At 71.2% G+C, this 21,608-nt stretch carries 18 protein-coding genes and 1 rRNA gene; 11 read left to right on the top strand and 8 right to left on the bottom strand.

The features are described 5' to 3' along the window. Positions 1–95, top strand: a 5S ribosomal RNA gene (gene rrf / locus ACH45E_RS29720); the annotation flags it as partial. 81 nt (positions 96–176) lie between these two features. Here rrf and ACH45E_RS29715 read toward each other — a convergent pair. The 5 genes from ACH45E_RS29715 to ACH45E_RS29695 are packed head-to-tail and all read right to left on the bottom strand — an operon-like array spanning position 177 to position 5,733. Continuing rightward, positions 177–1,487, bottom strand: a complete 1,311-nt coding sequence (locus tag ACH45E_RS29715; protein ID WP_361452678.1) for a DUF58 domain-containing protein — start codon at positions 1,485–1,487, stop codon at positions 177–179. Then, positions 1,487–2,476: a MoxR family ATPase gene (locus tag ACH45E_RS29710; RefSeq protein ID WP_361453020.1), complete on the bottom strand. Its 990-nt coding sequence runs from the start codon at positions 2,474–2,476 to the stop codon at positions 1,487–1,489. The genes ACH45E_RS29715 and ACH45E_RS29710 overlap by 1 nt, the downstream gene beginning before the upstream one ends. Then, positions 2,476–3,672: a DUF4350 domain-containing protein gene (locus ACH45E_RS29705; protein WP_361452681.1), complete on the bottom strand. Its 1,197-nt coding sequence runs from the start codon at positions 3,670–3,672 to the stop codon at positions 2,476–2,478. The genes ACH45E_RS29710 and ACH45E_RS29705 overlap by 1 nt, the downstream gene beginning before the upstream one ends. Further along, on the bottom strand, positions 3,669–4,376 hold the full coding sequence (locus tag ACH45E_RS29700; protein WP_361452684.1) for a DUF4129 domain-containing protein: 708 nt from the start codon (positions 4,374–4,376) through the stop codon (positions 3,669–3,671). The genes ACH45E_RS29705 and ACH45E_RS29700 overlap by 4 nt, the downstream gene beginning before the upstream one ends. Positions 4,377–4,380: 4 nt before the next feature. Further along, the gene (locus tag ACH45E_RS29695; RefSeq protein ID WP_361452687.1) at positions 4,381–5,733 is read right to left on the bottom strand and encodes a hypothetical protein; all 1,353 of its coding nucleotides are present in this window, start codon (positions 5,731–5,733) and stop codon (positions 4,381–4,383) included. A gap of 140 nt (positions 5,734–5,873) precedes the next feature. On the opposite strand from ACH45E_RS29695, the gene mtnA reads away from it, so the two are divergent. The 7 genes from mtnA (at position 5,874) to ACH45E_RS29660 (ending at position 14,562) form a co-directional block, all read left to right on the top strand. After that, entirely contained in the window at positions 5,874–6,995 is a 1,122-nt protein-coding gene (gene mtnA / locus ACH45E_RS29690) for an S-methyl-5-thioribose-1-phosphate isomerase (protein ID WP_361452690.1), read from the top strand. Between the two features lie 126 nt (positions 6,996–7,121). Next, entirely contained in the window at positions 7,122–7,811 is a 690-nt protein-coding gene (gene mtrA, locus ACH45E_RS29685; protein ID WP_187284748.1) for a two-component system response regulator MtrA, read from the top strand. Between the two features lies 1 nt (position 7,812). Next, a complete protein-coding gene (gene mtrB / locus ACH45E_RS29680) occupies positions 7,813–9,888 on the top strand; it encodes an MtrAB system histidine kinase MtrB (protein WP_361452693.1) in 2,076 nt (691 codons plus the stop codon). Next, the gene (locus ACH45E_RS29675; RefSeq protein ID WP_361452696.1) at positions 9,878–11,713 is read left to right on the top strand and encodes an LpqB family beta-propeller domain-containing protein; all 1,836 of its coding nucleotides are present in this window, start codon (positions 9,878–9,880) and stop codon (positions 11,711–11,713) included. The genes mtrB and ACH45E_RS29675 overlap by 11 nt, the downstream gene beginning before the upstream one ends. A 100-nt stretch (positions 11,714–11,813) precedes the next feature. Further along, positions 11,814–12,602 carry a ComF family protein gene (locus ACH45E_RS29670; RefSeq protein WP_361452699.1) on the top strand — a complete coding sequence of 263 codons (789 nt, stop codon included), beginning with the start codon at positions 11,814–11,816 and terminating at the stop codon, positions 12,600–12,602. A gap of 315 nt (positions 12,603–12,917) precedes the next feature. After that, entirely contained in the window at positions 12,918–13,610 is a 693-nt protein-coding gene (gene hpf / locus ACH45E_RS29665; protein WP_399041795.1) for a ribosome hibernation-promoting factor, HPF/YfiA family, read from the top strand. 208 nt (positions 13,611–13,818) lie between these two features. Beyond that, positions 13,819–14,562, top strand: a complete 744-nt coding sequence (locus tag ACH45E_RS29660; protein WP_361452705.1) for a response regulator transcription factor — start codon at positions 13,819–13,821, stop codon at positions 14,560–14,562. A 3-nt stretch (positions 14,563–14,565) separates the two neighbouring features. On the opposite strand, the gene ACH45E_RS29655 is transcribed toward ACH45E_RS29660, so the two are convergent. Both ACH45E_RS29655 and ACH45E_RS29650 read right to left on the bottom strand, forming a co-directional pair. Further along, positions 14,566–15,738 (bottom strand): DNA glycosylase AlkZ-like family protein, encoded by a 1,173-nt coding sequence (locus ACH45E_RS29655; RefSeq protein ID WP_361452708.1) that lies wholly within the window; start codon positions 15,736–15,738, stop codon positions 14,566–14,568. A gap of 52 nt (positions 15,739–15,790) precedes the next feature. Further along, a complete protein-coding gene (locus ACH45E_RS29650) occupies positions 15,791–16,372 on the bottom strand; it encodes a GNAT family N-acetyltransferase (RefSeq protein WP_361452711.1) in 582 nt (193 codons plus the stop codon). A 253-nt stretch (positions 16,373–16,625) separates the two neighbouring features. Between ACH45E_RS29650 and secA the strand changes: the two genes are divergently transcribed. After that, positions 16,626–19,442 (top strand): preprotein translocase subunit SecA, encoded by a 2,817-nt coding sequence (gene secA / locus ACH45E_RS29645; protein WP_361452714.1) that lies wholly within the window; start codon positions 16,626–16,628, stop codon positions 19,440–19,442. A gap of 133 nt (positions 19,443–19,575) precedes the next feature. Here secA and ACH45E_RS29640 read toward each other — a convergent pair whose 3' ends face one another. Then, positions 19,576–20,022 (bottom strand): Rv3235 family protein, encoded by a 447-nt coding sequence (locus tag ACH45E_RS29640; RefSeq protein WP_361452717.1) that lies wholly within the window; start codon positions 20,020–20,022, stop codon positions 19,576–19,578. A 294-nt stretch (positions 20,023–20,316) separates the two neighbouring features. Between ACH45E_RS29640 and ACH45E_RS29635 the strand changes: the two genes are divergently transcribed. Both ACH45E_RS29635 and ACH45E_RS29630 read left to right on the top strand, forming a co-directional pair. After that, positions 20,317–20,829, top strand: coding sequence for a DUF6912 family protein (locus ACH45E_RS29635; RefSeq protein ID WP_361452720.1), 513 nt, complete (start codon positions 20,317–20,319; stop codon positions 20,827–20,829). A gap of 85 nt (positions 20,830–20,914) precedes the next feature. Next, positions 20,915–21,586, top strand: coding sequence for an HAD family hydrolase (locus tag ACH45E_RS29630; RefSeq protein WP_361452723.1), 672 nt, complete (start codon positions 20,915–20,917; stop codon positions 21,584–21,586). Positions 21,587–21,608: the final 22 nt, after the last annotated feature.

The raw sequence follows: 21,608 nt of genomic DNA, 5'->3' as shown, positions 1-21,608 counted from the left end.
AAACGCCCGGTTACATTCCGAACCCGGAAGCTAAGCCTCACAGCGCCGATGGTACTGCAGGGGGGACCCTGTGGGAGAGTAGGACACCGCCGAACAAATATTGAGAAAGCCCCCGCACTTCGGTGCGGGGGCTTTCTGCGTTTCAAAGCCGGCAAACGGGCAGGGCCCGGCTCCGATTAGAGCCGCCCTGCCGCCTTGAGAGCCAAATACGCATCGGCCAGCGCCGGAGCAAGCTGATCCGGTGTCGCGTCCACAACGGTCACACCATGACGGCGAAGTTGCTCGGCAGTCCGGTGCCGCTCAGCCTGAGCCTGCGCAGCGGCCGCAGCCTCGTACACCGCCTCAGCGCTGCCCCGCGCTGTCGCCATGCGCGCGACGTGCGGATCGGCCACGGATGCCAGCAGGACGGTGTGACGCTGGGTGAGCCGCGGAAGAACAGGGAGCAAGCCCTGCTCGACCGGTGCCGCGTCGAGGGTGGTGAGCAGGACGATCAGGGAGCGGCGCGGAGCTGTCCGTCGTGCAGTGGCCGTGAGGCCCCGGGCGTCGGTCTCTACGAGTTCGGGTTCGAGCGTTGCCATCGCATTGACGATGGACGGCAGCACGTCTCCCGCCGCACGGCCCTGGACCAGGGCGCGGATCCGGCGGTCGTATGCGAGAAGGTCCACGCGGTCGCCGGCCCTGGAAGCCAGCGCCGCCAGGAGCAGCGCCGCGTCCATGGAGGCGTCCAGGCGAGGCGCGTCGCCGACGCGTCCCGCCGACGTGCGGCCGGTGTCGAGGACCAGGAGGATGTGCCGGTCCCGTTCCGGACGCCAGGTGCGTACCGCGACCGTGGACTGTCGGGCAGTGGCGCGCCAGTCGATGGAACGGGTGTCGTCGCCGGGGACGTACTCGCGCAGGCTGTCGAATTCGGTGCCCTCGCCGCGGGTGAGCACGCTGGTGCGGCCGTCGAGTTCACGCAGACGAGCGAGTTTCGACGGGAGGTGCTTGCGGCTGGCGAACGGGGGCAGAACCCGTACCGTCCAGGGGACTCGGTGCGTGCCCTGGCGGGCGAACAAGCCCAGGGGGCCGTACGAGCGGATGGTCACGCGGTCGGCCTGCCGGTCGCCGCGGCGGGTGGGCCTCAGACCGGTCGTGACTCGTCGGCGCTCACCCGCCGGCACCGTGAGACGGTGCCGGGAAGCTTCGCCCTCCGTGCCGGGCTGCCAGCTGCTGGGCGGCCACGCATCCCTCAGCCGGGCCTGGAGCGGGCGTCCGGACGGGTTGGTGACGGTGAGCGTGACCTCGGCGGCCTCGCCCAGGCGCACGGAGGTGTCACCGGAGCGGGTCAGAACGAGCCGCCGTACGGGTGCCGCCAGCGCGAAGTCGCACGCGCAGGCCACGGCCAGCGGTGCGTTGACCGCGAGAATGCCCGCCCAGCCGGGCCCCCAGACGCCGATGGGAATCGAGCCGAGGGCTGCGAGGAGGGCGGTGCGCCCGGTGAGGGCCATCAGCGGGGGACCGGGACGTGGGCGAGGATCGCGTTGATGACGGAGTCGGCCGTGACGCCCTCCATCTCGGCCTCCGGGCGCAGCTGGACGCGGTGCCGGAGGGTCGGCAGGGCAAGGGCCTTGACGTCATCGGGGATGACGTAGTCACGGCCGGTCAGCCATGCCCACGCGCGTGCGGTGGCCAGGAGCGCGGTCGCGCCGCGCGGCGAGACACCGAGGGTCAGAGACGGGGACTCGCGAGTGGCACGGCAGATGTCGACCACGTAGCCGGTGATCTCGGGGGAGACCGCCGTCTTGGCGACGGCGGCGCGTGCCGCTTCCAGGTCCGCGGGGCCGGCGACGGGGCGTACGCCGGCCGCGCGCAGGTCGCGTGGGTTGAAGCCCTCGGCGTGGCGGGTGAGGACGTTGATCTCGTCCTGCCGCGAGGGCAGAGGGATCGTCAGTTTGAGGAGGAAGCGGTCCAGTTGGGCCTCGGGGAGGGGGTACGTGCCCTCGTACTCGACCGGGTTCTGGGTGGCGGCGACCAGGAACGGTTCGGGGAGCGGACGGGGCGTGCCGTCGACCGTGACCTGGCGTTCCTCCATGGCTTCCAGGAGGGAGGACTGGGTCTTGGGGGGCGTGCGGTTGATCTCGTCGGCGAGCAGGAGGTTGGTGAAGACCGGGCCGGGCTGGAAGTGGAACTCGGCGGTGCGGGTGTCGTAGACGAGGGAGCCGGTGATGTCGCTCGGCATGAGGTCGGGGGTGAACTGGACGCGCTTCGTCTTGAGTTCGAGTGCGGAGGCGAGTGCGCGGACGAGCAACGTTTTGGCGACTCCAGGGACTCCTTCAAGTAGTACGTGTCCGCGGCAGAGGAGGGCGACGACGAGGCCGGTCACGGCGGGGTCCTGGCCGACCACGGCTTTGGCGATCTCGGCGCGCAGGGACTCCAGGGAGGCCCGGGCGGCGCCAGGGTCCCCGGTGTACCCGGCGTTGTCAGTGGTCGGGTCCATCATGAACGGCGTACCTCTCTTTCGAGGGCGTCGAGTTGGTCGGAGAGTGCGATGAGGGCCGCGTCGTCGCGGGGCGGCGGGCCGAACAGGAGGGTGTGCAGGGACTGTCCGTCGCTGTGGAGGTGGGCGGACAGTGCGGGCAGGAGCGCCTCGGGCGCGTCGGCCTGGGCGACGGGGACGCCGACCAGGGGGGCGAGGCGGGTGCGGGTCGTGGAGCGCAGGGCAGCGGCCGCGCGGTCGCGGGCGTTGGCCTTGCGGTAGAGGCGGGCGCGGCCTTCGACGGTTTCGGAGGCGCGGATCGCGACGGGGAGTCGCTCGGGTACGAGAGGGCCGAGTCGGCGTGCCCGCCAGAGGGCGGCGAGGGCGGCGGCGATGAAGAGCTGAAGCGTGCCCCAGAGCCAGCCCGAGGGGAGCAGGTCGAAGAAGTCCTTGCGGTCGTCCGTGCCGGTGGCCGAGGTGTCGGAGAGCGAGGGGAGGTACCAGACCAGATGGGGGCGTGAGCCGAGGAGTTGGAGGGCGAGCGAGGCGTTGCCCTGCTCGTCGAGACGGTCGTTGTAGAGGATGTCGGGGGCGCCGAGGACGACGGTGTCGCCGCCTCCGGAGGCCGCGGGGACGCGGACCAGGGTGGCCAGGCGCTCGCTGGGGTAGCACGAGTCGGCGTCGAGGTGGGTGGTGGTGTAACGGATACCGCCCGTGTCGGCGGTGCCCGCGCGCCGGGCGGCGGGCAGGTCGCAGTGGGGTGCGAGTGCCGAGTGGAAACTGGTGGCGGGATCCGCGGTGACGCCGGGGACGAGTTGTTCGACGGACGAGCTGCCCGCGGCGACAAGGACGGTGCGGCCACCCGAGTGGGCGGTGGCGGAGCGCAGTTGCGTCTGTTGCCGCTGGGTCAGCAGGTCGGGGACGGCCACCAGGAGCGTGGTGCGCGGGCCGGCCGAGGCGCGGGCCTCGTCGAGCGTGGTGACCACGCGAGTGGAGACGCCACGCTCGGCGAGGAGCGCGGCGACGGCCCGGCTGCCGTAGGGGTCGGCCGAGCGCGGGTCGAGCTCGCCGTGCTTGACGTCGGAGCGTACGACGGCGATCGCGACGGCGCCGACGAGGAGCAGCACCAGGGCGATGACCACGCCGCGTGCGCGGGTCCACACCTGGCGGGTGGTGAGCGAGGCGGAGGTGGAGGGGAGGGCGGCCCCGGCGGTCATCCGGCGTCTCCCTGGCGGGTGTTGTCGGCCGTGCTGGGGGCGCTGTTCGCCAGGACCGGGCTGGTGCGGTCCAGGTCGCGGTCGAGTTCGGCGATGCGCTGGTACGACTGCTCGCTCGCCCTGCGCCCGCCATATGTGACGTCGTCGAACTCGCGGGCGGAGGCGCGCAGCCGGTCCGTGTGCGAGGGCAGCGCGCGGCCGGCTTCGGCGGCGGCCTCGTCGGCCGTGCGGCCGGGACGGACGTCGAGCAGGGCGCGTTCCTCGAGCGAGCGGACGATGGCGCGCATGCGTTCCTGGACAGCCTGGTTCCAGTGGCCCTGGGCGGCGTGTGCCTCGGCGGCCGCGCGGTGCTCGGCGGCGCTGCGGGGCCGGTCGTCGAACAGGGCTGCGGCGGAGGCCGGTTGGCGGCGCGGAGTGCCCAGGCGCCACCACAGGGCGGCCAGGACGGCGATGACGGCCAGGACCACGACGACCAGGCCGAGCCCTCCACCGGGTGTCGCGGCGGAGGCTGCGTTGAGCACCCGGTCGACCCAGTCCCAGAAGGCGTTGAGGGCGCGTTCGAGGAGACTGGGGTCGTTCTCGTGGTACATCCGCTTGGACAGCTCGCGCCGTGCCGCTTCTCGCGCGGGGTCGCGTGGAGTGGTCACTGGCGGCTCGTCGCCGGAGCGCGCCAATGAAACGAGAATTCCCCCCGTAAGGCTCACCGCATCAGCTCCCCGGGGTCGTGCCGGTGCCGTAGCCCTGGACGCCGGCGGCCCGGGCCAGTTCGAGGTCGAGGGCTTCGCGGCGGATGCGCTGGTCGATGTACAGGAGCACGGTGACGCCCGCCGTGATCGGGAACGTGATCATGGAGCCGATCACCGAGCCGATGCCGCTGATGATGAGGAAGGTCCAGCCGAGGTCGCCGCCGGTGCCGTTGAGGAAGTCGGAGACGCTGTTGCCGCTGGCCGCGGCGGCGAGCACGGCGAAGGGGATGGCGACGATCGAAGCGACGATGTTCGCGATGAGCGCGGCGAGCAGCTGGATGCCGAGCACCCTCCACCAGGCGCCGCGGACCAATTTCGCGGAGCGCCTCATCGACTTCACGATGCCCTGCTTCTCCAGCATCAGTGTCGGCGACGCGAGGGAGAAGCGGATCATGAGCCACAGCGCGACGATGGCGGCCCCGAAGATGCCGAGGACGGCGAGTGCGGCGGCGCCGTCCCCGCCGCCTGCGACCGCGACGAGAATGCCGGGCAGCGCGCCCGCGCACGCGATGCCGAAGGCGATGAGCAGCAGCAGGAAGATGAGGCCGAACAGCTTCGGGATCTGTGGCCGGGCGTCGCGCCAGGCCTCACCGGTGGTCACCGACTTGCCGAGTACGGCGCGGCTGGTCACGGCCGTCAGCAGGGCGGTCGCGACGATCGTGCCGAGCAGCGAGATCAGGATGACGACGCCGGAGTTCAGCATGACGTCGCCCATGGCCCGGGTCACTTCGCCGAGGGTGGCGCTGGGGTCGTCGAGGGCCGCGGTGTCGGCGCTGTCGTTGAGGACGAGTCCTTGGAGGAGGACGATGACGACCTCGATGACCACGGCGACGGTCAGCGAGATGCCCAGGACCGTGCGCCAGTAGGTGCGCATGGTGGAGACGGCTCCGTCGAGGATCTCCCCCACGCCGAGCGGGCGCAGCGGGATCACGCCGGGCTTGGCCGCGGGCGGGGGGCCGCCCCAGCCGCCGCCCCAGGCGCCGTATCCGCCGGGGCCTCCGTGGCCGACCGGGCCTCCGTATCCGCCAGGACCTCCGTGGCCGCCGACGGGGTACTGACCGCCCCAGCCGGGTCCGGGGGGTGGCGGCGGTGGTGCCTGGCCTGGGCTGGGAGCGCCTGTGGGCGCGGACCACTGGCCGGGTGGCGGCTGCTCCTTGGACCACTTCGAGCCGGAGTCCTGCGTGCCCGCGCCCGGTTGTTCGGCGGGCTGTGCGGGGGCCGGACGGTCGGCGGGCTCGGCAGGCCGGGACGCGCCGGGTTCTTGCCCGTCGGACGGGGCGGATCCGGGCGAGGCCCAGCCCGGAGTGTCTTTCATCGAAGCTCCTTCACGGTGCCCGTCCGCGGTCGCGGCGGCAGGTTGGCAGCCATCGTGCCATGGGGCGCTCCTGGGTGGACCGGCCGCGGTATGGGCTGCGCACCTTCAATTGTCCGTCGGATACGGGGCAGACTGACGGCATGGCTGATCAGTACGCGCAAGCCCGCGAGGACAACCGGCCGACCGAGAAATCGGCGATCCGATGGGAGGAGCCACCCGAAGGCCCCGTACTGGTCCTTCTCGATCAGACGAGGCTGCCGACCGAAGAGGTCGAGCTGGTGTGCACGGACGCGTCGGCGCTGGTCGAGGCGATCCGTTCGCTCGCCGTGCGCGGTGCGCCGCTGCTCGGTATCGCGGGGGCGTACGGTGTCGCGCTCGCCGCCGCGCGGGGCTTCGACGTGGACGAGGCCGCCGGGGCGCTCGTGGGTGCCCGGCCGACCGCGGTGAACCTGTCCGTCGGCGTGCGCAGGGCCCGGTCCGCGTACCGTGCCGCGCTCACCAAGGGCGGAGACGCCAGGCAGGCGGCCGCGGCGGCGCTGGCCGCGGCGCGCGCGCTGCACCGGGAGGACGCCGAGGCCAGCGCCCGCATGGCCGAGCACGGGCTGGCGCTGCTGGACGAGCTGCTGCCCGCTGGCGGGCACCGGATCCTCACCCACTGCAATACCGGATCGCTGGTGTCCGGTGGGGAGGGCACGGCGTTCGCGGTGGCGCTCGGCGCGCACCGGGTGGGGCGGCTGCGGCGCCTGTGGGTGGACGAGACACGTCCGCTGTTGCAGGGGGCGCGGCTGACGGCGTACGAGGCGGCCCGCAGCGGTATGGCGTACACCTTGCTGACCGACAACGCGGCGGGCTCGCTGTTCGCGGCCGGCGAGGTGGACGCGGTGCTGATAGGGGCGGACCGCATAGCGGCCGACGGTTCGGTGGCGAACAAGGTGGGGAGCTACCCGCTCGCGGTGCTGGCCCGGTACCACCATGTGCCGTTCATCGTGGTGGCGCCGGTGACGACGATCGATCCGGAGACACCGGACGGGGCGTCCATCGAGGTCGAGCAGCGCCCCGGCTTCGAGGTGACCGAGGTCGTGGCACCGCAGATGCCGGTGACGGGCGCGGGTGGCGGGATTCCGGTGGCTCCCTTGGGAACCCAGGCGTACAACCCGGCGTTCGACGTGACGCCGCCCGAGCTGATCACCGCGATCGTCACCGAGGAGGGCGCCGTCTCACCGGTGACGGCCGAGGCACTCGCGGGGCTGTCCGTCCGGTGAACCCCGTTCCGGCGGGGTGTTCGCCGGGCTCCTGGGACGAGGGCAGACAGTAGTGGTCCCGTACGACTATCGTCACTGGCCAGTGACGTCGCTCACCAGCGCCCCGGTCACTGTTACGAGAATGGGATGATGTCGTTTATGAAGGGACGAGTCCTTGTCGTCGACGACGACACCGCACTGGCCGAGATGCTCGGCATTGTGCTGCGTGGTGAAGGTTTTGAGCCGTCTTTCGTAGCCGACGGCGACAAGGCGCTGGCAGCATTCCGTGAGTCCAAGCCCGATCTTGTGCTGCTCGATCTGATGCTGCCCGGGCGGGACGGTATCGAGGTGTGCCGCCTGATCAGGGCGGAGTCCGGGGTGCCGATCGTGATGCTCACGGCCAAGAGCGACACCGTCGATGTCGTGGTGGGCCTGGAGTCGGGCGCCGATGACTACATCGTGAAGCCTTTCAAGCCGAAGGAGCTGGTGGCCCGGATCCGGGCGCGGCTGCGGAGGTCGGAGGAGCCCGCGCCGGAGCAGCTGGCCATCGGCGACCTGGTCATCGATGTGGCCGGTCACTCGGTGAAGCGGGACGGGCAGTCGATCGCGCTGACGCCGCTGGAGTTCGACCTGCTGGTCGCGCTCGCGCGCAAGCCGTGGCAGGTGTTCACGCGTGAGGTGCTGCTGGAGCAGGTGTGGGGTTACCGGCACGCGGCGGACACGCGGTTGGTCAACGTGCATGTGCAGCGGCTGCGTTCCAAGGTCGAGAAGGACCCGGAGCGGCCGGAGATCGTGGTGACAGTGCGTGGTGTCGGATACAAGGCGGGACCGAGCTGACATGTCAGGTGACAGTGCCGCTTCGGCTCCCGGCCGGTCCGGGGACCGTCCGGGGCGGTCTGTCGGCCGGAAGGCGGCGGGTTCGCGCTGGGCGCGCCTCTTCGAGGGCGGGCTGCTCCAGGGCGGGTTCCAGGGCAGCCCGGTCCTCCGGTTGATCATGCGCTGGGTGCGCCGGCCGCTGCTGCCGGTGATGCGGCTGTGGCGCCGCAACATCCAGCTCAAGGTCGTCGCCACGACCCTGCTGATGTCGCTGGGTGTCGTGCTGCTGCTGGGTTTCGTCGTCATCGGTCAGGTGCGCAACGGTCTGCTGGACGCCAAGGTGAAGGCGTCGCAGAGCCAGGCCACCGGCGGGTTCGGGGTGGCCAAGCAGAAGGCCGACGAGGCGGCGGGGGACACCGCCACGGCCGACGCGGGCTCGGCCACCGACGGGCGTCCGTCCCAGAACCTCATCGTGTGGATGAGCGACCTCGTCGATTCGCTGTCCAGCGGCGGCCAGGGCGCCTTCGACGTCGTGACGCTTCCGGCCGGTGACGGGAGCGGCGGCGGGCGCAGTCCGCGCGGCTCCGGGAACGTCGACGCCACGACCAGCGTGCCGGACGACCTGCGCGCCCGGGTCAACGAGCACACGACGGCGGCTCAGAGCTACACCCGCGTCGTCTACACCGACGGCAAGGAGTCCCAGCCGGCGCTGGTCATCGGCAAGCAGGTCAACGACCCCAACGGTGACCCGTACCAGCTGTACTACCTCTTCCCGCTCACGCAGGAGGAGAAGTCGCTGAGCCTGGTCAAGGGCACCCTGGCGACAGCCGGGCTCTTCGTGGTCGTACTGCTCGGGGCCATCGCGTGGCTGGTGGTGCGGCAGGTTGTCACGCCTGTGCGGATGGCCGCCGGGATCGCCGAGCGGCTGTCCGCGGGCAAGCTGCAGGAGCGGATGAAGGTCACCGGCGAGGACGACATCGCGCGGCTCGGCGAGGCCTTCAACAAGATGGCGCAGGTCCTCCAGCTGAAGATCCAGCAGCTGGAGGACCTGTCGCGGATGCAGCGGCGGTTCGTGTCGGACGTGTCGCACGAGCTGCGCACCCCGCTGACGACCGTGCGCATGGCCGCCGACGTCATCCACGAGGCCCGTGAGGACTTCGACCCGGTGACCGCGCGGTCGGCGGAGCTGCTCGCCGACCAGCTGGACCGGTTCGAGTCGCTGCTCGCGGACCTGCTGGAGATCAGCCGCTTCGACGCGGGCGCGGCGGCGCTGGAGGCCGAGCCGATAGACCTCAGGGAGGTCGTCCGGCGGGTGGTCAGCGGTGCCGCGCCGCTCGCGGAGCGCAAGGGCACGCACATACGCGTCCTTGGCGACCAGCAGCCCGTCGTGGCCGAGGCGGACGCCCGGCGCGTGGAGCGGGTGCTGCGCAACCTCGTGGTCAACGCCGTGGAGCACGGCGAGGGCAGGGACGTCGTCGTCAGGCTGGCCGCGGCGGGCGGCGCGGTCGCGGTCGCGGTGCGCGACTACGGCGTCGGGCTCAAGCCCGGCGAGGCGACCCGGGTCTTCAGCCGCTTCTGGCGCGCGGACCCGGCACGCGCGCGTACCACCGGTGGTACGGGTCTGGGGCTGTCGATCGCCCTGGAGGACGCCCGGCTGCACGGCGGCTGGCTGCAGGCCTGGGGCGAGCCGGGTGGTGGTTCACAGTTCCGGCTGACGCTGCCGCGGACCGCGGACGAGCCGCTGCGGGGCTCGCCGATACCCCTGGAGCCCAAGGACTCGCGGCGCAACCGGGGGCTCGACGGCGCAGGACTGCCGGGCGGGGGCGACGGCAAGCGTGCCACCGTCCCGGTGCAGCCGACGGGCGGCCAGGCGCCGCTGCCGCCGCGCGATCCGATCGTGCCCCGGCCGGCCGTCAGTCCCACCGCCGACCCGACCGCGCTGCCCGGCAACGGCGCGCGCGTGGTGCCCAGGCCCAACGGTGGCGCGCGGAGGCAGGGCGGCGCGCCCGCCTCGGGCGCGGCGCGCGAGGAGACCGAGGGCCGCGCGGACGCGGTCGAGGACTTGAACGAGCCAGGGGAGGCATTTCGTGGGCGCTGACCACGAGGGGGGCGTGCGTCGGCGGCCGGTGCGCGCGGTGGTGTACGCCGTGTGTGGCGTCGTACTGCTGGCGGGGTGCGCCTCGATGCCCGACAGCGGGGATTTGCGCGATGTCGAGTCCACGCCCCGGCAGGACACCCAGGTGCGGGTCTTCGCGATGCCGCCGGCCGAGGACGCCCAGCCCGGGGAGATCGTGCAGGGCTTCCTGGAGGCGCTGACCAGCGACGATCCGCACTATGACACGGCGCGCAAGTATCTGACCGGTGAGGCTGCGAGGAAGTGGCTGCCCGAGCGGTTGACCACAGTGCTCGCGGACGGGCCTAACATCGCGCCCGACCCGCAGCCGGGCGCCCGTGAGGACGCCGACAACGTCTCCTACACGCTGGCCGGGGAAAGGGTCGCGTCGGTGGACGACGAGCAGGCGTACGCGCCCGCCGGCGGGCCGTACAGCAAGAAACTGCGTCTGACGCGGGACGCGAAGACCAAACAGTGGCGCATCAGCGCGCTGCCGCCCGGCGTCGTCATGGGCAAGTCCGACTTCCAGCGCAACTACAAGTCCGTGGACAAGTACTACTTCGCCTCGAACACCTGGGTCGGGACGAGCGGGCAGCCGGTGGCCGTCGCCGACCCGGTCTTCGTGCGCAAGGGCGTGGACCCGATGACCCAGGTGGTGCGGTCCCTGATCACCGGGCCCACGAGCCGGCTGTCACCCGTGGTCAGATCCAGCTTCCCCACGGGCTCGGCACTGCGGAAGGGCACCGCCTCGCTGACGCCCGACGACCAGAACGTGCTGACGGTGCCGCTGAACGACAAGGCCTCCGGGGTGGGGGTGGCCCAGTGCAACGAGATGGCCACCCAGTTGCTGTTCACCCTGCGGGCTCAGACGCCGACGGTGGACACCGTGGACCTGCGGGGCACCGGGGGCAGGAGGCTGTGCGACCTCAGCGAGGGCCGGGCCGAGCGCACCGCCTGGGACGCCGCGGCGAAGAGCCCCGAGTACCTGTACTTCCTCGACGACAAGCACCGGCTGGTGCGGATGGTCGGCGGCAGCCCGGGGACCAGCGCGGTGCCGGTGCCGGGCGCGCTGGGCGAGAGCGGCAAGGAACTGCGCTCGGTGGCCGTCTCGCGTGACGAGCGCACCGCGGCCGGGGTGGGCATCGACGGCGGCTCGCTGTACGTCACGTCGCTGACCTCGGGAAGCTCGCTCGGTGACGCCGTGGTCACCAGCCAGGGCGCGACCAAGGACGACCGGCTCACCACGCCCAGCTGGGATGCCCGGGGCGACCTGTGGGTGGCGGACCGCAACCCTCACGCTCCCCGGCTGCTCCTGCTGGAGCAGGGCAGGGGCGAGCCGGTCACCGTGCGGACCCCCCAGCTGCCCGGACGCATCAGGGACGTGCGGGTGGCCGGCGACGGGGTGCGGATAGCGCTCGTGGTGGAGAAGGACGGCAAGCAGTCCCTGCTCATCGGCCGTGTCGAGCGGGACGACGGGTCCGCGGGGCACCCGGTGGCGGTCACGGAACTGCGCTCGGTGACGCCGGAGCTGGAGGAGGTCACCGCCATGTCGTGGGCGGGCGACAGCCGGCTCGTGGTGGCCGGACAGGAGCACGGGGGACTGCTGCAGATGCGGTACGTCCAGGTCGACGGTTCCACGCCGGAGGGCCCGGCGCCCGCCGCGCTCTCGGGCGTGAAGGCGATCACGGCGTCCGAGGACGACCAGCTGCCGCTGGTGGCGTACTCGGAGGACGGGATCGTACGGCTGCCGTCCGGTGCTCAGTGGCAGAAGGTGGTCAAGGAAGGGTTCGCGCCGGTCTATCCCGGGTGACACGGCCCGGGTGACACGATCCGGGATACCGGGCGGGTTGTCCACAGGGAGTTTTCCACAGGGGTGGCCGGCCCGGTCGGGCGTTGGCACAGTGGAGGCCATGCGGGGGTGGTGGCAGGACCTCACCGACCTGGTGCTGCCGGCTGAGTGCGGAGGCTGCGGAAGGCCTCGCACGGTGCTCTGCCAGGAGTGCCGTGCCGCCCTGAACGGGGCCGTACCGCGCCGGGTGCGGCCGGTGCCGGAGCCGCCCGGGCTGCCTCAGGTCCGCGCGGCTGCTCCGTACGGGGACGAGGTGCGGGCGGTTCTCCTCGCCCACAAGGAGCGGGGCGCGCTGACCCTCACCGGTGCTCTCGGGGCGGCTCTGGCGGGTGCGGTGCGGGCGGGGCTGCCGGCCGCCGGGCGGGCCGGTGGGCCCGTGCTGCTTCTGCCGGTGCCCTCCGCGCGGCGGGCCGTGCGGGCGCGCGGGCACGACCCGGTGCGGCGGATCGCGCTGGCGGCGGCCGGTGAGCTGCGGAGTGCCGGAACGCCGGCCCGGGTGGTGGCGGTACTGCGGCAGCGGCGTGCCGTGGCCGACCAGTCGGGGCTGGACTGGCGCGGGCGGCTGGACAATCTGGCGGGCGCCCTGGAGGTGACGGCGGGCGGTGCCCGGCTGCTCGGCGGGAGCCGTCTGGTGCTCGTCGACGACCTGGTCACGACGGGCGCCACCCTGACGGAAGCGGCGCGTGCCGTACGGGAGGCCCTCGTCCGCGACGGCCGGAGAACGGTCGTGTACGCGCACGCAACCCGGGAAGAGATGGGGGAACGGAGGACCGGATCAACGGGAGGAGCGGTGATCCGCGGGGCCGTGATCGCGGCACCGCCGGATTCCTTCGAAAAGAACCGGAACTGACTTCGAACTTGCGTCGTTGCAGGTAACGAGGAGGCCAATTCACCGGAACGGAGGTACGCCGCAGTAGAGGGTGACGACATCCGTCCGGGCGAGATATGTTCGGTTGTGAGGGAAAGGCGCAGGCCATACCCCTCATATTCGAATGCCGTGCTGCGGGTTTCCTGCAATCACCCGCACCGGCTGGGTGGAGATCTTGCCCGCGGGGGAGGAGGAGGTGGACGTCACCGAGTCCGAGGCTCTGGGGCTCACCGGAGCCGGGTGCAAAAGGGAGATGCTCCGCCAGTGATGCGGAGCGATCCGGGAACGGAGTTCTGCGTGGACATCGTCGTCAAGGGCCGCAAGACCGAGGTGCCCGAGCGGTTCCGCAAGCACGTGGCCGAGAAGCTGAAGCTGGACAAGATCCAGAAGCTCGATGCCAAGGTGATCAGCCTCGATGTCGAGGTGTCCAAGGAGCCCAACCCGCGACAGGCCGACCGCTGCGACCGGGTGGAGATCACCCTCCGCTCCCGCGGTCCGGTGATCCGGGCGGAGGCAGCGGCCAACGATCCGTACGCGGCACTCGACCTGGCGGCGGACAAGCTGGAAGCCAGGCTGCGCAAGCAGCACGACAAGCGTTTCTCGCGCCGTGGCGCGCGCCGGATCTCGGCGGCCGAGGTTCCCGACCACGTCCCGGGCGCGGCGACGCTCAACGGGAACGGCCTCCCCGTCCATGAGGAAGAAAAGGGCGAAGTGCCGACGAAGAGGATCGGCTCGCTGGAGGTGCAGGGCGAAGGCCCTCTCATCGTTCGCGAGAAGACCCACGTCGCCTCCCCGATGACCCTTGACCAGGCTCTCTACGAGATGGAACTGGTCGGGCACGACTTCTATCTCTTCGTCGACTCCGAGACGAAGGAACCGGCCGTCGTCTACCGGCGGCACGCCTACGACTACGGCGTGATTCACCTCAGCACGGACCCGATGGTCGCCCAGGCGCAGGCCCCCGCGGCGGGCGGCACGCTGGGCGGCTGAAATTCATCCGGCTGACAGCTGAGCGGGTGCCCCTGGAGCGCGCGTGTGCGCCCCCAGGGGCACCGGTGTGCGACCAGTTCGCGCCCCGCTCTGTCACCGCAGTGTCGTCCCGGCATGAAATCATGGCCGCACCGGCCCAACCGGTGGGCCGCTGCCTTGGGTTGGCGATGGCACAGGACCACAGGCCACAGCCTCAGGGGGAGGAACGATGGCGGACAGCTTCGGACCGATGCAGGAGCAAGCTGCCGACGGCGCCGTCGGCATGGGCCCGGACGGGGGCACTCCACGCAAGGAGCCGATCAGAGTCCTGGTCGTGGACGACCACGCCCTGTTCCGCCGTGGTCTGGAGATCGTGCTCGCCGCCGAGGAGGACATCCAGGTCGTCGGGGAGGCGGGGGACGGCGCCGAGGCCGTCGACAAGGCCGCCGACCTGCTGCCCGACATCGTCCTGATGGACGTACGGATGCCCAGGCGCGGCGGGATCGAGGCATGCACCTCCATCAAGGAGGTGGCACCCAGCGCGAAGATCATCATGCTGACGATCAGCGACGAAGAGGCCGATCTCTACGAGGCGATCAAGGCGGGCGCGACCGGTTACCTGCTCAAGGAGATCTCCACGGACGAGGTCGCCACCGCCATTCGCGCGGTGGCCGACGGGCAGTCGCAGATCAGCCCCTCCATGGCGTCGAAACTCCTGACCGAGTTCAAGTCGATGATCCAGCGCACCGACGAGCGCCGGCTGGTGCCGGCGCCGCGGCTCACCGACCGGGAGCTCGAGGTGCTCAAGCTGGTCGCCACCGGGATGAACAACCGGGACATCGCCAAGGAGTTGTTCATCTCCGAGAACACCGTGAAGAACCATGTGCGCAACATCCTGGAGAAGCTTCAGCTGCACTCCAGGATGGAGGCGGTGGTCTACGCGATGCGGGAGAAGATCCTCGAGATCCGGTGAGGCTCAGGCGAGGAGACGGGCGAGAACCGCGGTGAGGGACTCGCGGAGCTCGGGGGCGTCCACGCGTTCCACCCGGACGTCCGTGCAGTCCACCCAGCTCGCGGCCTCGACCAGGGCCTGGGCCACGGCCGGGACGGCCTTGGCGCCGTCCAGAGTGACCTGCCTGGCCACCAGGGTGCGGCCCTCGCGGGCCGGATCGACACGCCCGACGAGGCGGCCGCCGGCCAGGACCGGCATGGCGAAGTAGCCGTGCACCCGCTTCGGCTTGGGAACGTAGGCCTCCAGACGGTGGGTGAAGCCGAAGATCCGCTCCGTGCGGGCCCGCTCCCAGATCAGGGAGTCGAACGGGGACAGCAGCGTGGTGCGGTGCCGGCCGCGCGGAGGTGTCCGAAGGGCCGCCGGGTCGGCCCAGGCCGGCTTGCCCCAGCCCTCGACCGTGACGGGGACCAGGCCCGAGTCCGCCAGCACCGCATCGACCTGCTCGCCCTTGAGGCGGTGGTAGTCGGCGATGTCCGCGCGCGTGCCCACGCCGAGGGACTGGCCGGCCAGGCGGACCAGGCGGCGCAGGCATTCGGCGTCGTCCAACTCGTCGTGCAGCAGCGCGTCCGGGACGGCGCGCTCGGCGAGGTCGTACACGCGCTTCCAGCCGCGGCGCTGCACGCAGACGACCTCGCCGTACATCAGGGCGCGCTCCACGGCGACCTTCGCACCGGACCAGTCCCACCACTCGCTGGTCCGCTTCGCGCCGCCCAGCTCGGTGGCCGTGAGGGGGCCCTCGGCGCGCAACTGCTTGATGACCTGCTCGTAGGCGCCGTCGGGCAGCTCGTGCGACCAGTGCGGGCGGTTGCGGTAGGCGCGGCGGCGGAAGGCGAAGTGGGGCCACTCCTCGACCGGGAGGATGCAGGCGGCGTGGGACCAGTACTCAAAGGCGTGCGTGTCTTTCCAGTAGGCGCCTTCGACGGTCTTGCGGCCGACCGCGCCCAGCCGGGCGTACGGGACGAGTTCGTGGGAGCGGGCGAGGACCGAGATGGTGTCCAGCTGGACCGCGCCGAGGTGGCGGAGGACGCCGCGGACGCCTGCTCGGCGGTCGGTGGTGCCGAGGAAGCCCTGTGCGCGGAGGGCGATGCGGCGGGCGTCGTCTGCGGAGAGGTCGGTGGCGGGGCGCGGGGTCGTCATGGGTCCGGACGATAGAGGGCGGCACTGACAGCGGGGGATGAGCTGGGAGTTCTCAGCCCAGGTGACCCGGTGCCGGCAGATACGGCGCCGTGGACGGCAGGCTGAGGTCCGACGGCAGCAGGGAGCCCACCCAGCAGTCCCGGCGCACGCCCTTGTTGTTGAGCGCGGAGCGCAGGGTGCCCTCGATGGTGAAGCCGACGCGTTCGGCCACCGCGCGGGAGGGTCGGTTGCCGACTTCCGCACGCCACTCCAGCCGGTCGACGGCGAGTGCGGTGAAGGCCCAGCGGGCGGCGGCGAGCGCGGCCTCGGTGATGTAACCGTGCCCGCGGTGCTCCTTGGTGGCCCAGAAACCGATCTCGCCGACACCCAGGGCGCGCATCGTGATGCCGAGCATGCCGGCCAGCTGCCCCTCGGGCAGGAAGAGGCCGAACGAGTACATCGAGTCGTGCGTCCAGCCGTCCGGTGCCATCTGTCCGGTGAAACTCTCCGCGTGCTCGCGCAGATAGGGCGAGGGGAGCTGGGAGATCCAGCGCTGGATGTCGGGGTCCTGGGCGGCGGCGTACACCGCGTCGGTGTCCTTCGGGCCCACGGTGCGCAGCAGGAGACGATCGGTGGTGAGCGTCACGGGTTCCATCGGGTGATTGTGCTCGGGCGGCGGGCGGGGACGCCATCGTTTATGCCCTGCGTGAGCGCGTGATCACATTTCGCGCAAATCCATGCGACGATGCGGCACTATCCGCGTGGCCCGGCCGTTGTCCCCGATGGGAACAGCCCTCGCGCCGCCAGGCCTCCCGGCGTGGCCGGGTCCTCGCATACGATGGCCGTTGCTCAGTACGTCCAATGGAAACCGACCGTCCCAGGCCCGACCGGCAAGGAGACCAGCCCCCGTGTCCGTCCTCTCGAAGATCATGCGTGCAGGCGAAGGCAAGATCCTGCGCAAGCTGCACCGCATCGCGGACCAGGTCAACTCCATCGAAGAGGACTTCGTCGACCTCTCCGACGCCGATCTGCGAGCCCTCACCGAGGAGTACAAGCAGCGGTACGCCGATGGTGAGACTCTGGACGACCTGCTCCCCGAGGCGTTCGCCACCGTGCGCGAGGCAGCCAAGCGCGTCCTCGGCCAGCGGCACTACGACGTGCAGATGATGGGCGGCGCCGCCCTGCACCTCGGGTATGTGGCCGAGATGAAGACCGGTGAGGGCAAGACCCTCGTCGGCACGCTGCCCGCGTATCTGAACGCCCTTTCCGGTGACGGCGTCCACCTGATCACGGTCAACGATTATCTGGCCGAGCGCGACTCCGAGATGATGGGCCGTGTCCATAAGTTCCTGGGCCTGAGCGTCGGCTGCATCCTGGCCAACATGACGCCGGCCCAGCGCCGCGAGCAGTACGAGTGCGACATCACGTACGGCACGAACAACGAGTTCGGCTTCGACTACCTGCGCGACAACATGGCGTGGTCGCAGGACGAGCTCGTCCAGCGCGGCCACAACTTCGCCATCGTCGACGAGGTCGACTCCATCCTCGTCGACGAGGCCCGTACGCCGCTGATCATCTCCGGCCCGGCCGACCAGGCCACGAAGTGGTACGGCGACTTCGCCAAGCTGGTCACGCGCCTGAAGAAGGGCGAGGCCGGCAACCCGCTCAAGGGCATGGAGGAGACCGGCGACTACGACGTCGACGAGAAGAAGCGCACGGTCGCCATCCATGAGGCCGGCGTCTCGAAGGTCGAGGACTGGCTGGGCATCGACAACCTCTACGAGTCGGTGAACACCCCGCTGGTGGGCTACCTGAACAACGCCATCAAGGCCAAGGAGCTCTTCAAGAAGGACAAGGACTACGTCGTCATCGACGGCGAGGTCATGATCGTCGACGAGCACACCGGCCGTATCCTCGCCGGCCGCCGCTACAACGAGGGCATGCACCAGGCGATCGAGGCGAAGGAAGGGGTGGACATCAAGGACGAGAACCAGACGCTCGCCACGATCACCCTGCAGAACTTCTTCCGCCTCTACTCGAAGCTCTCCGGCATGACCGGTACGGCGATGACCGAGGCCGCCGAGTTCCACCAGATCTACAAGCTCGGCGTGGTCCCGATCCCGACGAACAAGCCGATGGTCCGCAAGGACCAGTCGGACCTGATCTACCGCACCGAGGTCGCCAAGTTCGAGGCGGTCGTCGACGACATCGCCGAGAAGCACGAGAAGGGCCAGCCGATCCTGGTCGGCACCACCTCGGTCGAGAAGTCCGAGTACCTCTCGCAGCAGCTCAGCAAGCGCGGCATCCAGCACGAGGTGCTCAACGCCAAGCAGCACGACCGTGAGGCGACGATCGTCGCCCAGGCCGGCCGCAAGGGCGCGGTCACGGTCGCCACGAACATGGCCGGCCGTGGTACGGACATCAAGCTCGGCGGCAACCCCGACGACCTCGCCGAGGCTGAGCTGCGCCAGCGCGGCCTCGACCCCGAGGAGCACATCGAGGAGTGGGCGCACGCCCTGCCCGCCGCCCTGGAGAAGGCCGAGCGGGCGGTCAAGGCAGAGTTCGAAGAGGTCAAGGAGCTCGGCGGGCTCTACGTGCTCGGCACCGAGCGGCACGAGTCGCGCCGGATCGACAACCAGCTGCGCGGTCGTTCCGGCCGTCAGGGCGACCCCGGTGAGTCCCGTTTCTACCTCTCCCTCGGCGACGACCTGATGCGGCTGTTCAAGGCCCAGATGGTCGAGCGCGTGATGTCCATGGCGAACGTGCCGGACGACGTGCCGATCGAGAACAAGATGGTCACGCGCGCGATCGCGTCCGCGCAGTCGCAGGTCGAGCAGCAGAACTTCGAGACCCGTAAGAACGTCCTGAAGTACGACGAGGTGCTCAACCGCCAGCGCGAGGTCATCTACGGCGAGCGTCGCCGTGTCCTGGAGGGCGAGGACCTGCAGGAGCAGGTGCAGCACTTCATGGACGACACGATCGACGCGTACGTGGGCGCGGAGACCGCCGAGGGCTTCCCCGAGGACTGGGACCTGGACCGGCTGTGGGGCGCCTTCAAGCAGCTCTACCCGGTGCGGATCACCGTCGATGAGCTGGAGGAGGCGGCCGGTGACCGGGCCGGGCTGACCGCCGAGTTCATCTCCGAGTCCATCAAGGACGACATCCGCGAGCAGTACGAGACGCGTGAGGGACAGCTCGGCTCCGAGATCATGCGTGAGCTGGAGCGCCGGGTCGTGCTGTCGGTCCTGGACCGCAAGTGGCGCGAGCACCTCTACGAGATGGACTACCTCCAGGAGGGCATCGGCCTGCGCGCGATGGCGCAGAAGGACCCGCTGGTCGAGTACCAGCGCGAGGGCTTCGACATGTTCCAGGCCATGATGGAGGGCATCAAGGAGGAGTCCGTCGGCTACCTGTTCAACCTGGAGGTCCAGGTCGAGCAGCAGGTCGAGGAGGTCCCGGTCGAGGACGCCGCGCCGTCGCTCGAGAAGCAGCCGCAGGACACGGTTCCGGCGCAGGCCGGTGCCCGTCCCGAGATCCGCGCCAAGGGGCTGGACGCCCCGCAGCGCCGGAACTTGCACTTCTCCGCCCCGACCGTGGACGGCGAGGGCGGCACTATCGAGGGTGACTTCGAGAGCGACGACGAGCCCGTGCGCTCCGAGGCCGATGGCCTCACCCGTGCCGAGCGGCGCAAGCAGGCCAAGGCGGGCCGTCGCCGCAAGAAGTGACCCGTCGCCGCAAGAAGTGACCGCGGGCGTGCCTGCGGCGCCTTGACGGTGGGAAGGGCCGGGAACCCCTCGGGGTGCCCGGCCCTTCGGCATGCTGCCCCGGCTGCTCTTTCGCCGCCCCTTCGCCGGCGCTTCAGGTGCGCGGTCCGCCCAGTTCCACCGCCGTGCAGCGCCAGCGGAGGTCGGGGCCCTGTTCCAGCCGGAAGGCCAGGGCACGCAGTTGGTCGCCGGCGCCGATGCGGGCGAAGGCCTCGACGGCGCCCGGTCGGGGGACGTAGTAGCCGATGTCGCGGACGACGGGACGGGTGCCGCGGGTGCGCAGGGTGCCGGCTTCGGCGAGCCGGGCCAGGTCGTCGTAGGCGCGGCCGACGGTGTGCCGGAGCATCCAGTGGACGGGCCGCCGGCCGCTCAGTACGGCGAGGAGACGGTCGGCGAAGAGGTCGGTGGGACGGGGGCCCGCAGGCGGCGCGGTGGCCGGGTTGCGGGGCGGGGTGCCGCCGGGGCGGCGGGGGTCGCGGCGGTTCGGGGGGCGGGTGCCGGGGCGGTGCTGTGCCGCTGACCTGGTCATGACCTTGTTCATGGAAGTCCCCGTTGGGCGGGCCCGGCGGGTACCGGGCGGTAACTTGCTGGTGGGGATCTTGTACGGGCCGACGACGGCGGCAGCAAGGAAGGGCCCGGCTGGTGTCGCGGGGCCGGGAGGTTCACCTATCCGAGTGGTCGCCCAGGAGAGAAACCCCGTGGCGCGGCGGCGGGCCCGGGTGAGCCGCGGGGCGTCGGGTGGACGGCCGGGGGGCCATGGGCGGGAACCCGAAAGGGGACTCCACACGTATCCTGAAGAGCCTCAGCGGAGCCTCCGACCGAAAGAGCGGCCAGCATGCGCGTCTACGTCCCCCTGACCCTCTCCGGGCTCTCCGAGGCCTACAAGACGGGTGAGCTGGGGAGCGGCCCGCTCGTCGCGTACGCGGTCACGCCGGGGCTGCGCGAGTGGTACCTCTCCGACGACCTCGAGGAACTGGAGTACGCGGCGCTGAGCCGGGCCGCGCTGGCCTCCCTGAGGCTGCTGGCCGTGGAGCCGGACACGGCGCGGCGGCGTGTCGTGGTCGCCGTCGACGTGTCCGACGGCGCGGCCACCGCCGACCCGGACCGCGGGCTCGACCCGGCGGCGCTCGGCGAGGTGCGGGTGGCCGGGCCGGTGCGGCTGGCCAAGGCGGCGGCGGTGCATGTGGACGCGGACGACGCGGAGGCGGACGTGGCCGCCGCGGCCGGCGCGCTCGAGGCGGCGGACGGCGGGGACGACGACGCGCAGGCCGTCGTCGATGGGGCCGAGGACCACGAACTGCTGTGGTTCGCGACGCAGGAGATCCCGAATCTGGTGGGGCTCGGGTAACCGACGCGACCGACGCAACCCCTGTGACCTGCGGGACTACCCGTCGGGTCCATGATTGTCAGTGGCGGCGGGTACGTTTTTGGGCATGGGGATGCACGCGAGCACGCACATCGTCTGGGACTGGAACGGGACGCTGTTCCATGACAACGACGCGATCATCGGGGCGACGAACGCGGCGTTCGGCGAGCTGGGTCTTGAGCCGATCACACTGGAGCGGTACCGGGCGTTGTACTGCGTGCCGGTGCCGAAGTTCTACGAGCGGCTGCTGGGGAGACTGCCCACCGATGCCGAGTGGGAGGTCATGGACGACGTCTTCCACCGGTACTACACCGAGCACCGGGTGCGCTGCCGGCTGACCGAGGGTGTGGTGGAACTGCTGGCGGCGTGGCGGTCGGCGGGGCGCAGCCAGTCGCTGCTGAGCATGTACGGGCATGACGAACTGGTGCCGCTGGTGCGCGGGTTCGGGATCGAGGCGCATTTCCTCCGGGTGGAGGGGCGGACAGGGCCGTCCGGGGGCAGCAAGGCCGAGCACATGGTGCGGCATCTCGAGGCGCTGCTCGGGGTGGGGGTCGCGCCCGCGCGTACGGTGGTGATCGGGGACGCGGCCGACGACGCGGTGGCGGCGCGGTATGTCGGGGCGCGGGCCGTGCTGTACACCGGGGGGTCGCACAGCCGGGCCAGCCTGGAGGAGGTGGGCGTGCCCGTGGTGGACACGCTGGCGGAGGCCGTGGCGGAGGCGGAGCGGCTGGCGGCCTGACCGGCGGGCCCCGCCTCGCGCA

It is taken from the genome of Streptomyces sp. NPDC020299, from assembly GCF_044387825.1.
Taxonomy (GTDB): domain Bacteria; phylum Actinomycetota; class Actinomycetes; order Streptomycetales; family Streptomycetaceae; genus Streptomyces.
Note: the sequence above shows the minus strand (reverse complement) of the source record. Positions and strands in the feature narration are given on the sequence as shown.

Excerpts from the sequence above, each read along its gene's own strand:
- ACH45E_RS29715 (WP_361452678.1), bottom strand. The coding sequence starts at position 1,487 with ATGGCCCTCACCGGGCGCACCGCCCTCCTCGCAGCCCTCGGCTCGATT.
- ACH45E_RS29710 (WP_361453020.1), bottom strand. The coding sequence starts at position 2,476 with ATGGACCCGACCACTGACAACGCCGGGTACACCGGGGACCCTGGCGCC.
- ACH45E_RS29705 (WP_361452681.1), bottom strand. The coding sequence starts at position 3,672 with ATGACCGCCGGGGCCGCCCTCCCCTCCACCTCCGCCTCGCTCACCACC.
- ACH45E_RS29695 (WP_361452687.1), bottom strand. The coding sequence starts at position 5,733 with ATGAAAGACACTCCGGGCTGGGCCTCGCCCGGATCCGCCCCGTCCGAC.
- mtnA (WP_361452690.1), top strand. The coding sequence starts at position 5,874 with ATGGCTGATCAGTACGCGCAAGCCCGCGAGGACAACCGGCCGACCGAG.
- mtrA (WP_187284748.1), top strand. The coding sequence starts at position 7,122 with ATGATGTCGTTTATGAAGGGACGAGTCCTTGTCGTCGACGACGACACC.
- mtrB (WP_361452693.1), top strand. The coding sequence starts at position 7,813 with ATGTCAGGTGACAGTGCCGCTTCGGCTCCCGGCCGGTCCGGGGACCGT.
- ACH45E_RS29670 (WP_361452699.1), top strand. The coding sequence starts at position 11,814 with ATGCGGGGGTGGTGGCAGGACCTCACCGACCTGGTGCTGCCGGCTGAG.
- ACH45E_RS29660 (WP_361452705.1), top strand. The coding sequence starts at position 13,819 with ATGGCGGACAGCTTCGGACCGATGCAGGAGCAAGCTGCCGACGGCGCC.
- ACH45E_RS29655 (WP_361452708.1), bottom strand. The coding sequence starts at position 15,738 with ATGACGACCCCGCGCCCCGCCACCGACCTCTCCGCAGACGACGCCCGC.
- ACH45E_RS29650 (WP_361452711.1), bottom strand. The coding sequence starts at position 16,372 with ATGGAACCCGTGACGCTCACCACCGATCGTCTCCTGCTGCGCACCGTG.
- ACH45E_RS29640 (WP_361452717.1), bottom strand. The coding sequence starts at position 20,022 with ATGAACAAGGTCATGACCAGGTCAGCGGCACAGCACCGCCCCGGCACC.
- ACH45E_RS29635 (WP_361452720.1), top strand. The coding sequence starts at position 20,317 with ATGCGCGTCTACGTCCCCCTGACCCTCTCCGGGCTCTCCGAGGCCTAC.
- ACH45E_RS29630 (WP_361452723.1), top strand. The coding sequence starts at position 20,915 with ATGGGGATGCACGCGAGCACGCACATCGTCTGGGACTGGAACGGGACG.